Genomic DNA, 12524 nt, shown 5'->3' on the forward strand with positions numbered 1-12524 from the left:
CACCCAACATCAGCCACCAGTGACCCAGCACCGGATCAAACCCCATGCACATCTACGCGTAGCAGTCCCTGGTTCGTGCCCACCACCAACGAAGCCAGCGCCACCGAAACCAGACACGTAGCGGCGGCATGCAAGGCGATGGTGCGCAAACAACGACCGGTAGCCGGCTCCCAAAGCCGCAACGCGGCATCGGCACCAGCAGTGACCAGCACCCTCGCAGTGCAACACCCACTGCGGACAGAACCGCCGACCAACCCGCAACCACCGGATCGACCACGCACCAGAGCCACCCTGACCGTCCGCCGCGTCGCCCGGCCACCACGCGCCCAACCCACGTACCACCCGCTGCCCACCCGGGTCCGCCGACACCTTCGAACCCACCCGTGACACCCCTCAACCAAATCGGACCAGGTCACAGATCACGACCGGCCACGCCCGGGTTTCCCAATCCACGGCTTGACGTTGACGCAACGTCAAGCCCTACCGTCGACACCACCGGGCCAGAACGGGGGAGAGGAGGCCAACCATGGAATGGTCAATCAACGACATCGCACGCACCGCTGGCACCACCAGCCGTACCCTGCGCCACTACCACACACTCGGCCTCCTCACCCCCAGCCGAACCGGCGCCAACGGCTACCGCTACTACGACCAAGACCGGCTGATCCGCCTCCAACGCATCCTGCTGCTCCGCGAACTCGGCCTCGGCCTACCCGCCATCGCCAAAATCCTCAACGGGCAACAAGACACCACCGCCGCCCTACGCACCCACCTCGAACTCCTCCAGAACGAGCGCCAACGCATCGAACGGCAGATCCGGTCGGTCCACACCACCCTGCGCAAGACCGAAAAGGGGGAACCGCTCATGGCCACCGAAATCTTCGACGGCTTCGACCACACCCAATACGAACAAGAAGTTACCCAACGCTGGGGACAAGACGCCTACGCCAAGGGCGACCGCTGGTGGCGTTCACTCAGCGACACCGAAAAACGCGCCTTCCAACAAGAACAACTCGACATCGCCCACGCCTACGGCACCGCCCACGCCACCGGCAAGACCGCCGACAGCGACGACGTCCAAGCCATCACCCGACGCCACGTCAACTGGCTGTCCCACACCGCCGCACCCACCAAGGGCTACCTCATCGGACTCGGCGAAATGTACGTCGCCGACCCCCGGTTCACCGCCAACTACGACCAACACGGCCAAGGAACCAGCCTCCTCGTCCGCGACGCCATGAAGATCTACGCCGAACGGCACCTCACCGACTGACCCACGGACAACCAAACAAACGGTGGCGGGGAGGGTTCACCCCTCCCCGCCACCATCACCGCCACACCTCAGCTCGCGTCGCGCAACTCCGCCAGCCGCGCCTCGATCTCGGCCAACTCCGCCCGCAGCTTCTCCGCCTGCTGCTCCGCCTCGTTACGCTCCACCGACATGATCTGCTCGACCGCCTCCTGCACCCCCGGCACGTCGATCAGACCCACCATCTTCAACGCCTCCGCTGGCTTGATCACGTATGGTTTCGCCAGCGACTTACTGCCCTGCGTCGCGGCCACCGTCCACTCACCATCGGCGTAGGCCAGCGTCACCGTCAAACCCGCAGGGGCCTTCGGCTTCGCCGCCTTCACCGCCCGCTTCGCCGGCTTCGCCTCAGCCGGGGGAGTATCCACTGTGGTCACGCTTGCCTCCTCGCGCGCCGCCGGAACCGGCGACCTGGTGATCATGAACTCCGGCTCCGGGTCAGGCTCCGGAGCCGGCTCGGGCTTCGGCTCCGCCCGCTTGCCCGCACCCTTCGGCGGAATAGCCACATCAGCAGGGGAGAACGGCAGCTCGTCACGACCGAACCGCACCACCACCCACTCATCCGACACCACCGGATCCAACAACTCGACCACCTGGCCGATCTGCCCGGCGATCTGCCCCGCCGCCTCCGTGAACATCACCTTCGGCTTACGGCCAGCAGCCAGCGTGTCCCGAATACTCTGCAACTCGTCATCGGACAGTCCATGAACATCGGCACCTGCGGCAGTCATCAGATCCTTCTTCCGTACACCTGTTTGATTCCTGCCTTACTACCAGGCCCGTCCGACACGGCCGAACCGGCCCCCACCGCCCGAAAAACCGCGCCGTCACGCCTCCGGTGACGCCGACTCCGCCCGCAACACCCGCAACGCCAGATCCGCATGCTCAGTCATGCTCAACTCGGTGTGGATCACCTCGATGATCCGCCGGTCCACACCGATCACAAACGTCATCCGCTTCGTACTCAGCGGTCCCAACGGCAACCGTCGCCGCACCCCGAACTGGCGCGCCACCACACCATCCGGGTCGGACAACAACGGATAGTCGAACCCGTGTCGATCCGAGAACTCCCGCTGCCGGTCCACCGGATCCCGACTGATTCCCACCCGATGCGCGCCAACCTGCGCGAACTCCGCCGCCAGATCCCGGAAATGGCAGCTCTCCACCGTGCACCCACGAGTCAACGCCGCCGGATAGAAGAACAGCACCACCGACCCGGTCGCCAACAGGTCGGTCAGCCGCCGAGGCGCGCCCGACTGATCCGGCAACACGAAGTCCTCGACCAGGTCACCCCGCACCAGACCAGATGACACCAGACACCTCCCACCGGCTCCACCGAGAGCAGCATCACGTAGCGGAGCGTACGCACCATACCCGACGATCAAGACAACAACCACGGGGGAGAGCCGTCATGGATCCAGTAACCGTAGTAACCGGCGGCAGCCGAGGAATCGGCGCAGCCACCGTACGCCGGCTCGCCTCCGCCGGCCACGACATAGCCCTGTGCTACCGACAGGACAGCGACGCCGCCGAGGCCGTCCTGACCGACGTACACGCCGCCGGCCGGCAGGGCATCGCCGTACGCGCCGACACCACCAACCCTGACCAGGTCGCCCACCTGTTCGAGGCGGCAGCCGAGCTAGGGGAGATCACCGGCCTGGTCAACAACGCCGGCGTCACCAGCCAGATCGGCCCGTTCGTCGACCTGACCCTGGCCGACCTACGCCGGGTCATCGACGTCAACCTCATCGGATACGTACTCTGCGCCCAAGAGGCCGTACGCCGTATGTCCTCCGGAGCGGCCATCGTCAACATCTCCTCAGCCGCCGCCACCCTCGGCAGCCCCGGCGAATACATCCACTACGCCGCCGCCAAGGCCGCCACCGACACGCTCACCATCGGCCTGGCCAAGGAACTCGGCCCGCAGGGCATCCGGGTCAACGCCGTATCACCCGGCACCATCTGGACCGACATCCACACCGTATCCGGACTGCCCGACCGTCCCGCCCGTGTCGCGAACCGGGTACCGCTCGGCCGCGCCGGATACGCCGACGAGATCGCCGCCGCCATCACCTGGCTACTCAGCCCCGAAGCGTCGTACACCTCCGGTGCCATTCTTCGAGTTGCCGGCGGTCAATAGAACACGCCCTCGGCGAGCCCGCCAGCACATCCCAACGGCCAGCCCGGTGACACCCAGGCCCGGGCTACCGCCTGATCGGCAACCCCAACGCGTCGGCCGTCAGCTGCGCGGAACGCAGACGGTCGACCACGGCAGCAGTCTGGTGCGCGACGATCAGCTCGTCGGCACCCGCGTGGTCGGCGAAGCCGGTCAGGTACTCCCTGATCGCAGATGGCGTGCCCACAGCGGTGTACTTCAGGTTGTGCTCGATCGTCCGGCCCGCCGCAGAGGCAAGAATCTGGTCGACCTCCTCATCCGTGAAGGAACGGCCCCGGCCCAGAAACATCCGGACCCAGCGGCGCTTGAGAGCCAGGAACTGACGCTGGGCATCCTCCTCAGAGTCAGCGGCGACCACGTTGGCAGCGGCAATCACATACGGCCGGTCCAACTGATCGGAAGGCCGGAACTCACGGCGGTAGAGCGCGACGGCGTCCTCAAGCGCGTTCGGCGCGAAGTGGGAGGCAAAGGAGTACGGCAGTCCGAGCGCGGCGGCCAGCCTCGCACCGAAGAGCGAGGAACCGAGGATGTAGAGCGGAACGTTGGTGCCCTTACCCGGGATGGCATCCACGCCAGGGATCAAACTCGTGCTGCTGAGATAACCCCGCAACTCCTGCACATCCTGAGGAAAGGAATCGGCGGAGTGCGCGTCGCGACGCAGCGCACGCAGCGTGTTCTGGTCCGTGCCAGGCGCCCGACCCAACCCGAGGTCGATACGACCGGGGTGCAGGGTCGCCAAGGTGCCGAACTGCTCGGCAACAGTGAGCGGGGCGTGGTTGGGGAGCATGACACCACCCGCGCCAAGGCGGATGGTGCTGGTGTGCTGGGCAATATGCGCAATAAGTACAGCGGGAGCCGAGGACGCGATGGAAGCACTGTTGTGATGCTCGGCGTACCAGATGCGCCGATAGCCCGCCGCCTCCGCGAGCCGGGCAAGTTCCACGCTGCCCTGAAGGCTCTCGGCGGCACTCTCACCCGCGCCGATGGTAGCCAGATCAAGAATGGAGAGAGGAACGGTCAACGCGAGGACCTTTCGTGCAGGGGGAGTGGCGTACCGGGTGCCGCCACGTACGAGTCTGCCAGGACAAGTGCCCAGCGGGGCCCGGGGATGACCCACCGCTGCAATGCGTCAGCGGTCGCGTCAGATCGTGACCCTGGACGCCGGCAGGCGGCTCACCCCAGGCTCCTTCTACGGGAGCCGAAGAACCAGACGGCGATGTCGAGAAGCCATGACCGGCTTCCTCGGGTGAAACATGACCAAAATAGGTCAGAACAACACGAGGAGGACATAATGACCAAGTACCTGCTGCTCAAGCACTATCGCGGTGCTCCGGCTCCGGTCAACGACGTACCGATGGACCAGTGGACCCCGGAGGAAATCTCGGCGCACATGCGGTACATGCGCGACTTCGCGGCCCGACTCCAGGACACCGGCGAGTTCGTCGACAGCCAGGCACTTGCCCCCGAGGGGACGTTCGTCCGGTACGACGGTGCGGGGTGCCCGCCAGTCACCGACGGCCCGTTCGCCGAGACCAAGGATCTCATCGCCGGCTGGATGGTGATCGACGTCCACAGCTACGAGCGTGCCATCGAACTGGCCGGAGAACTGTCGGCTGCCCCCGGGGCAGGCAGGATGCCCATTCACGAGTGGCTCGAAGTGCGTCCCTTCCTGGCTGAGCCGCCCACAAGCACGCGGTGACCTCTCCGCTGGACGACTCGCTGCTGCCTCGGCTCAACGCCCGCTGGGTCTTGCTGACGGGGCACCCTCGGATCTCCCGCCGGCACCCCTCGCAGGGGTTTATTCGATCCCGACTCGTCGGTTCGATAATGTACATTATGTCAACCTAGCGGTTCTGGGGTCGGTCGAACCGGTTCCCCAGGAGCGACCGACAGAGCCTCGTCAAAGCCCGGCTGGCGACCACGCACGCGCTCGGAGATCAGTCGCCGCCCCGCTGCGATCACCAGTCGTCGTCCACGCGGAAGCCGGCGGGCACGGTGCAGTGGTTCACCCGTTGCGCAGCTGCATCGAGCGCCGATCTGACGGCCATCCCGTGTGCGGCGACCAGCGGCTCGCCGCACACGGGATGATGTCGCGATGCGGTTCGGCTGCATGTCGCGTGTCGAAGCAGTACGCCCCCCTGTTGAGTCGAGGCGTTCTCATCTCGGCAAATACCTGAAAATCATGCATAATATCTCTTATGCAGGACAAAGTGGACAGTCGAGTTTTGCTGCTGGTGGAGGACTTTCTCACCGACCGGGCCACCCGCAAGCCTTCTCCGCACACGCTGCAGGCCTACCGGCGGGACCTGATCGCGGTCGCACAGCTGGTGGCCGATGATTCGGCCACTCCCCTCCCCCTGGCCGAGTTGTCGATCACCGCCTTGACGGCCCGGTCGCTGCGTACGGCGTTCAGCAAGTTCGCCGCCCCCCGGGCTGCCGCCTCCATCTATCGCGCCTGGTCGACCTGGAACACCTTCTTCACGTTCCTGGTCGCCGACGGGATTGTCCCCGGGAACCCGATGCCGGCAGTCGGCAAACCGAAGGTCGCGACTCCCCTACCCAAGCCGTTGCGGGGCGAGGACACTCCGGAGCAACTGCTGACCGCGGTGTCCCGGGACGACCAGCGACAGCGACATCCCTGGCCGGAGCGCGATCTTGCCGTACTCGCGCTCGCGTTGTGTGCGGGGCTGCGCCTGTCGGAGCTGCTGGCGCTGCGGGTGGCGTCGCTGGCGGGGCGACCCGGCGAGCGCCGGGTGGAGGTACTCGGTAAGGGGGGTCACCTGCGGGTGATTCCGGTCGAGTCGGAGTTGGACGAGGTGCTGACCGGTTACTTGGACAGTCGGCGACGGCGGTTCGGGGCGCGGTCGGTGGAGCGTGATTCGGCGTTGCTGGTGGATCGGCATGGTGAGCCGTTGCGGCGGGGTGGCCTGCAGTATCTGGTCGAGTCGTGCTACCGGCGGGCAGGGATTACTGATCGGGTGCCGAAGGGTGCGCGGCTGCACGCGCTGCGGCACACGTTCGCGACGCGGTTGGCGGAGGATGGCGCGAGCGCGTCGGAGATCATGCGGTTGTTGGGGCATTCGAGTTTGGCGACGAGTCAGAACTACATCGATGTGACGGCTGGGCAGCAGCGGGCGGCGGTGCGGGCCAACCGTACGAACCGGGTGTTGGCTGGGCTGTTGCCGAGTGTGGGTAAGTGAGTGGTCTTGAGGGACGTCGTCGTCAAAGCGGGGCGGGTCCAGGTGTCGATGGTGGGGGCTTCTGCGGATCTGCGACTGCCGGAATTGGGATGATGTTCGACCATGACGCAGTGATACTGCTGCGGTGCGGCATCTGGCATACCAAAGATCCCGACAGCCCAGTAACTCGGCAGATCGTCCGGACTCTGGTAAACGATGCGCGGCTGGCCAGCGCCCGGTTGAAGGATGAATAACCTTGTCCGCCAGACCGCAGTCATCCAGCAGGCCAACGGCCATGCCACTGGGTGAGCAGCGGCGCGAGGTCCTACCGGGCGCCTGCGCTGCCGTACGTCGAGTTCGGTGTTGCCAGGCTCAGGTCCCGCACCTCGGCGTATGTCGGTGCCTTCCCGGTTACCGGGCGGCCCGCCTGGATGTCGACTGCTGTGGCCACTGCGGCGGCGAGTGCCGTCCGGAACAGTAGTGATCCGAGGCTTACCCGGGCCACGCCGATCTCGCCGAGTTGGGTGACGGTAGGGCCGGAGGGTGAGTACAGGATGTTCAGCGGAATGTCGAGCATCTTCGTCAGGGCGGTGATTCCAGCAGGGTTTGATAGGCCCGGGACGAAGACGCCGTCCGCGCCGGCCTGCCGGTAGGCGTCGAGTCGTCGTGGGGTTTCCGTCTCCCGGCCGCCCAGCCAGTAGGTGTCGGTGCGGGCGTTGACGAACAGGTCCGGTGCGGCGGCCTTCACCGCTGCGATCTTCGCTGCGTGTTCAGCGACGGGGGTGAGTGTGCCGTCGTCGCGACCGTCTTCCAGGTTGATGCCAGCTGCTCCGGCCGCCGCCAGGTCGCGGGCGAACTCCCCCACTTCGTCGGGGTCGTTGCTGAACCCGGCCTCGGCGTCCACGGAGAGCAGGTATGGTCCGTTGCCGAGTCGTTGGGCCAGGCGGAGGGTTTCGTCTCGGGTCGCTGCCGTGCCGTCGGTCAGGCCGGCGGCTGCGGCTACGCCGAGGCTGGTGGTGCCGATTGCCGGGAAGCCCTGCTGGGCGAGGGCGGTCGCCGAGGCGTGGTCCCAGGCGTTGGGTAGTAGTAGTGGTGTACCGGTGTGGTGCAGTGCCGCGAAGGTGGTCATCATGGCCCTTCGGTGGGGGTGAGGTCGCCGACGGCGTCGGCGTAGTAGACCGATCCGGCCAGGTGGAAGGCGAGTTGGCGGAAGGTCCAGCCTGCGCCGGGCGAGTGGTCGAGTTGTTTGGGTGTCAGGTCGCTCAGCCGGTTTGTCCAGATGCGGGCGAGTCGGTGGAGTCGGCTGTGGGTCTCGTCGAGGTCGGCCTGGGTGAATGGGGCGAGGTCTGCTTTCGTGGTTGTCGCTGAGGCGTGCCAGTGATCGGGCAGTGTCGGCTCGCCCGCGAGGCGGGCCTCCATCTCGGCGAGGTGGTCGACAAGGTGGTCTGCGACCCGGCGGATCGCCTTGTGTGGGGTGTAGATCCGGTCGCCGATCAGTCTGGGGTGTCCGTCCCATGCGGTCCAGGTCGTCGCGAGTGCTAGGACGTGTTCGACCATTGCCGTGATCATCGTGGCCGGGTCGCGGTCGTCGGTGGCCGGTGCATCGGGATCGGCGCGCAGTGCACCGGCAGCGATGGCCATGGCGTGGTCTCGCCCTGGACACCTGCGCGGTGGGCCGCCGAAGGTCAGTGGTGGTGGACCGGTGCGTTCCGGGTCGAAGGTCTCCGGGTCCGTGAATATTTTCGGGTCGCGGTTGGCTGCGGCAATGTCCAGGATGACGAGGTCGCCTTTGGCGATGTCTACCCCCGCGATGTGGGTGTCGCGGATGGCAACCCGGCGCATCGTGCGTATCGGTGGGTCGTGTCGCAGGGTCTCGACCAGCATGGTTTCGATGTCGTCCTCGGCCGGGCGGTCGTGGGCGGCTCGTCTGGCGTGGTCGATCAGGTTGCCGGTGGCGTCGCATGCCTGCACGAGCAGTCCGATCCGGTTGGCGGCGGCCTCCAGCGCGGAATCGTCGCGACGGTCTGTGGGGAGCATGAGGGTCAGCAGCTTGGTGACCGCCTGGTCGGCGGCGGGGTCGTGCGCGTCGCCGAAGTATGCCCCGGCCAGGGTGGTGATCACAGTCACGACCGCGTCCGGTTCCGGAATTTCCAGGGCGTGGGTGAGAGCCCGGACCGTGGCCCGGCGAGCGTCGTCGTCGGGGTCGGCGGCGACGGCCTTTCGTAGTGCGACCGGGTCCAGTCGGGCGAGATCGGCTTCCACCAGTGCTCGACGTCGCGTGTGGGTTTCGCCGGCGCTGAACCGGGCTACGGTGGCGCGTAGCCAGGCGATGCTGCCCACCGGGCCGCGTGCTCCAGGGGGCGGTGGGACAAGATGCGGGTCGGCGAGGGCGGCCTGAATGTCGGCGTACTGGTCGAACTCGTGGACGAGGTTGGTCATGTCCCGACGGTAGGTCCGGCACAGTTCGGCAGTCGCCGAACTGTGCCGGAGGGAGGATGGGGACATGTCACTTGCCCAGACCGCGGCGCTGCTGGCTGACGAGACCCGGGCGGCGTTCTGTATGGCTTTGCTCGACGGCCGGGCGTGGACTGCGGGTGAACTGGCCCGGCATGCCAAGGTCTCGCCGTCTACCGCGAGCGAGCACCTTACTCGCCTGATTGACGGCGGTCTGCTGGCCGAGGATCGCCAGGGGCGCCATCGTTATGTCCGGCTGGCTGGCCCTGCGGTGGCGGCCCTGGTCGAGGATCTGGCGTCGTATTCTCCGTTGACGGCGGCGGCCCCCCACAATCTGCGCGAGTCGGTGCGGATGAGCGCCGAGGCTAGGGCGCGGACCTGCTATGACCATCTGGCGGGGGCGCTGGGCGTGGCTGTCTTCGATGCTATGCGGGGTCGGGGTCTGCTCGCCGATGACCGGGGGCTGGCCATTACCGGGGCGGGGTGGGCGTGGCTGACGGATCTGGGGGTCGATTTGGCCGTTGGGAGTGGTTCCAGGCCCATGATCCGGCCTTGTCTGGACTGGACGGAACGGCGGGTCCATCTGGCCGGTGTGGTCGGGGCGGCGTTGTGTGATTGGGCGTTTCGCCGGCATCTGGTGCAGCGGATCGGGTCCGGTCGGGCGTTGCTGGTTACAGCGGATGGCCAGCGGGTTTTCGGGGAGGCGTTCGGGATCGATGTCGTGGCAGCATGGGCGGACCGTTAGGCGGGTCGGTTCTGCGGTTGTTGGGCGAGGTCGACGACGAGTGGCCGGTGGTCGGAGATGGTGGACAGGGGTGCGCCGACGGCGGTGACCGGTGGCAGTGTCTCGGCGCCGCGTGGGTCGGCGAGGATGTGGTCGAGTTGGACGCGGGGTTGTCCGGCCGGGTAGGTGGGTTGGCGGCCGAGGGGTCGCCAGCGGGATACGAGTGTGGCTGGTCGGGTTGGCAGGTTGAGGTCGCCGAGGAGTAGGCGCGGCGGGGGCATGGTGCGTAGGGCGCGGATGACCTGGCGGAGTTGGCGGAGGTTCCAGCCGGGCACGAAGGAGAGGTGGGTGGCGCCGACGGTCAGGGTGCCGGCTGGGGTGTCGAGGATGGCGGCGAGGAGTACGCGGGGTTCGTCGCGGAGTAGGAGCAGTCCCCCGCCGGGGCCGGGTACGTAGACGGGTGACCGGATGGGGGCTGGGGTGAGTCTGGTGACCTGCCAGGTGTGGGCGGGGTAGCGGCTGACGAGGCCGACGCCGTAGAGGGGTTCGCCGTTGCCGTCGTCGTCGGAGGTGAGGGGGCGGATGTGTTCGCCGGGGGTGCCGACGACTGCGGCGGCGAATTGGTGGGTGGGGGCGTTCATGGCCTGTGCGGCGATGCTGGTGAGGTCGAGGTGGCCGCTGCGGGCCTGGTCTCGGTCGACTTCCTGGAGGGCGAGGATGTCGGCGTCGAGGGCGGTGACGGCGGCGGCGAGTCGGGTTCGGTCGACGAGGTTGTCGTGCAGGGAGCGGCCGTGGAGCAGGTTGAAGGTCGCTAGCCGCACATTTGCCACTTTACTGCGTTGTTATGGGAGTTTTGTCGGGTGCTCTTCAAGGTGGTGGCGTGTTCGGCGTTGTTGTTCGTTGCGCTGGGCGGGGTGGGTGTGTGGCTGCGTCGCCAGCGGGGGCGGTGAGGCGGTCCGGGTGTGGTGATGGCCGCTGATGTAAGGGTTTTGCCGGGTCGGTGAGCCCTGACACAGGTGGCCTCGGGTGGTGGGTGGGGCGGGAAGAATGCCGGTTCGTGGATGTCGGTTCGCTGATCACCCTGTTGGCGGCCGCTGCGGCGGCGGGGTGGGTGGATGCTGTCGTTGGCGGGGGTGGCCTGTTGCTGCTGCCTGCTTTGTTCATTGCCGCGCCTGGTTTGCCGTTGGCGACGGCGTTGGGGACGAACAAGTTGGCGGCGATCGCGGGGACGACCACGGCGGCGGTGACGTACGCCCGGCGTACGAAGATCGATTGGCGGGTGGCGGGGCCGGCGGCCGGGCTGGCGGTGGTCTTCGCCGGGGTTGGTGCGGCGCTCGCCAACAGTGTGCCGGCCTCTGCGTACCGGCCGGTGGTGCTCGGGGTGCTCGTTGCGGTGGCGCTGTTCGTGTCGTTGCGTCCTCGGCTGGGGGTGGTGGCGCAGCCGCAGCGGCGGACCCGGGTGCGGGTGGTCGCGGCGGTGGCGGTGGCCGGCGGCGGGATCGCCGTGTACGACGGGATGATCGGGCCGGGTACGGGCACGTTCCTGGTGTTGACGTTCACGGCGTTGGTGGGAGCCGACTTCGTTCATGGTTCGGCGATGGCGAAGTTGGTCAATGCCGGCACGAATCTGGGTGCCCTGGTGGTCTTCGCCTCGGCTGGTCACGTGTGGTGGCTGCTGGGGGCGGCGATGGCGGTGTGCAACATCGCCGGGGCGGCGTTGGGTGCGCGGATGGCGTTGCGGCGCGGGTCGGGTTTCGTCCGGGTGGTGTTGCTGGTCGTGGTGGTCGTCCTGGTGGCGAAGTTGGCTTACGACCAGTGGGGATAACCGGGTAATGGATCCCCGGAACGGGGCCCTGGGTCACCTCGGCTTCCCGGGTCGGCGTGGGAAGCCGAGGTGACCCAGGGGTCGGGGCGGTCAGTTCCGCAGGGTCCAGCCCTGGTTGGTCCAGCCGTTGCAGGCCCACAGCTGCACCTTGGAACCGTTGCGGGGGATCGTGTTTCGGTCCCCGTCCAGGCACTGGCCGCCGTAGTAGTTACGGAAGGTGGTGCCGTTCCACACCCAGACCTGGTTGGTCCAGCCGTTGCAGGCCCACAGTTGCACGATCGCCCCGTTGCGAGGAATGGTGTTGCGATCGCCGTCGAGGCACTGGCCGCCGTAGTTGTTGCGGATGGTGTAGTAGCCGGTGGGTAGTCCGCCGACCTGGGTCAAGATCCACCCCTGGTTGGTCCAGCCGTTGCAGGCCCACAGTTGCACGATCGCCCCGTTGCGAGGAATGGTGTTGCGGTCGCCGTCGAGGCACTGGCCGCCGTAGTAGTTACGGACGTACTGGAAGAAATATGAGGCCTGGGTGGTGGCCTCGCTCTGCGGCGTGCCCACGGCAGGCAGTTCAGACAGGTCGCCGAGCGCCATCGGTTGGTTGTCCGGCACCACTTTGGCCATTGAGGCCGGCTGGCTGGAATCGGTCCGGTGGGCCTGCGCGTGGGCGGGTTGGAGGGTGGCGGCGAGAGTCAGTCCCGTCGTTGCCAGGACGATGGCGGCGAGCAGCAGGGGCCGCTGTCGTCCTGGTTGCCGGGTGTGGTGGGGGTTGTTGTTCGGGGTTCGCGCCATGCCGGATCACCGATCCTCCTTGTGGGGTGCGCCGGGGGGCGCGGCAGCACACGTTCCTCGTTGACGAGGTTGAA

13 protein-coding genes are annotated in these 12524 nt (G+C 67.2%); 6 read left to right on the forward strand and 7 right to left on the reverse strand.

Annotated features, from left to right (window positions below; translation table 11 throughout):
- The first annotated feature begins 526 nt into the window (after window positions 1-526).
- Entirely contained in the window at window positions 527-1273 is a 747-nt protein-coding gene (locus FHR38_RS30060) for a MerR family transcriptional regulator (RefSeq protein ID WP_184538540.1), read from the forward strand.
- Between the two features lie 68 nt (window positions 1274-1341).
- On the opposite strand, the gene FHR38_RS30065 is transcribed toward FHR38_RS30060, so the two are convergent.
- A complete protein-coding gene (locus tag FHR38_RS30065) occupies window positions 1342-2040 on the reverse strand; it encodes a hypothetical protein (protein WP_184538541.1) in 699 nt (232 codons plus the stop codon).
- 96 nt (window positions 2041-2136) lie between these two features.
- Entirely contained in the window at window positions 2137-2622 is a 486-nt protein-coding gene (locus FHR38_RS30070) for a peroxiredoxin (RefSeq protein WP_312882485.1), read from the reverse strand.
- A gap of 98 nt (window positions 2623-2720) precedes the next feature.
- Between FHR38_RS30070 and FHR38_RS30075 the strand changes: the two genes are divergently transcribed.
- The gene (locus FHR38_RS30075) at window positions 2721-3449 is read left to right on the forward strand and encodes an SDR family oxidoreductase (RefSeq protein ID WP_184538542.1); all 729 of its coding nucleotides are present in this window, start codon (window positions 2721-2723) and stop codon (window positions 3447-3449) included.
- Between the two features lie 64 nt (window positions 3450-3513).
- On the opposite strand, the gene FHR38_RS30080 is transcribed toward FHR38_RS30075, so the two are convergent.
- The gene (locus FHR38_RS30080; RefSeq protein WP_184538543.1) at window positions 3514-4506 is read right to left on the reverse strand and encodes an LLM class flavin-dependent oxidoreductase; all 993 of its coding nucleotides are present in this window, start codon (window positions 4504-4506) and stop codon (window positions 3514-3516) included.
- Window positions 4507-4776: 270 nt separating this feature from the next.
- Between FHR38_RS30080 and FHR38_RS30085 the strand changes: the two genes are divergently transcribed.
- Window positions 4777-5184 (forward strand): YciI family protein, encoded by a 408-nt coding sequence (locus tag FHR38_RS30085; protein ID WP_184538544.1) that lies wholly within the window; start codon window positions 4777-4779, stop codon window positions 5182-5184.
- 499 nt (window positions 5185-5683) lie between these two features.
- The gene (locus tag FHR38_RS30090) at window positions 5684-6685 is read left to right on the forward strand and encodes a tyrosine-type recombinase/integrase (protein WP_184538545.1); all 1002 of its coding nucleotides are present in this window, start codon (window positions 5684-5686) and stop codon (window positions 6683-6685) included.
- 304 nt (window positions 6686-6989) lie between these two features.
- Here FHR38_RS30090 and FHR38_RS30095 read toward each other — a convergent pair whose 3' ends face one another.
- Both FHR38_RS30095 and FHR38_RS31720 read right to left on the reverse strand, forming a co-directional pair.
- Window positions 6990-7796 (reverse strand): isocitrate lyase/PEP mutase family protein, encoded by an 807-nt coding sequence (locus FHR38_RS30095; protein WP_246446793.1) that lies wholly within the window; start codon window positions 7794-7796, stop codon window positions 6990-6992.
- Window positions 7793-9103 carry a cytochrome P450 gene (locus tag FHR38_RS31720; RefSeq protein ID WP_221449252.1) on the reverse strand — a complete coding sequence of 437 codons (1311 nt, stop codon included), beginning with the start codon at window positions 9101-9103 and terminating at the stop codon, window positions 7793-7795. The genes FHR38_RS30095 and FHR38_RS31720 overlap by 4 nt, the downstream gene beginning before the upstream one ends.
- 64 nt (window positions 9104-9167) lie before the next feature.
- Between FHR38_RS31720 and FHR38_RS30110 the strand changes: the two genes are divergently transcribed.
- The gene (locus FHR38_RS30110; protein ID WP_184538546.1) at window positions 9168-9863 is read left to right on the forward strand and encodes an ArsR/SmtB family transcription factor; all 696 of its coding nucleotides are present in this window, start codon (window positions 9168-9170) and stop codon (window positions 9861-9863) included.
- Here FHR38_RS30110 and FHR38_RS30115 read toward each other — a convergent pair.
- Window positions 9860-10663, reverse strand: coding sequence for an endonuclease/exonuclease/phosphatase family protein (locus FHR38_RS30115; RefSeq protein WP_184538547.1), 804 nt, complete (start codon window positions 10661-10663; stop codon window positions 9860-9862). The genes FHR38_RS30110 and FHR38_RS30115 overlap by 4 nt on opposite strands.
- Window positions 10664-10899: 236 nt before the next feature.
- Here FHR38_RS30115 and FHR38_RS30120 point away from each other — a divergent pair, with 236 nt between their 5' ends.
- Window positions 10900-11667 (forward strand): TSUP family transporter, encoded by a 768-nt coding sequence (locus FHR38_RS30120; RefSeq protein WP_184540453.1) that lies wholly within the window; start codon window positions 10900-10902, stop codon window positions 11665-11667.
- 90 nt (window positions 11668-11757) lie between these two features.
- On the opposite strand, the gene FHR38_RS30125 is transcribed toward FHR38_RS30120, so the two are convergent.
- The gene (locus FHR38_RS30125; protein WP_184538548.1) at window positions 11758-12450 is read right to left on the reverse strand and encodes an RICIN domain-containing protein; all 693 of its coding nucleotides are present in this window, start codon (window positions 12448-12450) and stop codon (window positions 11758-11760) included.
- Window positions 12451-12524 lie beyond the last annotated feature (74 nt).

The organism is Micromonospora polyrhachis, assembly GCF_014203835.1.
Taxonomy (GTDB): Bacteria; Actinomycetota; Actinomycetes; order Mycobacteriales; family Micromonosporaceae; genus Micromonospora_H; species Micromonospora_H polyrhachis.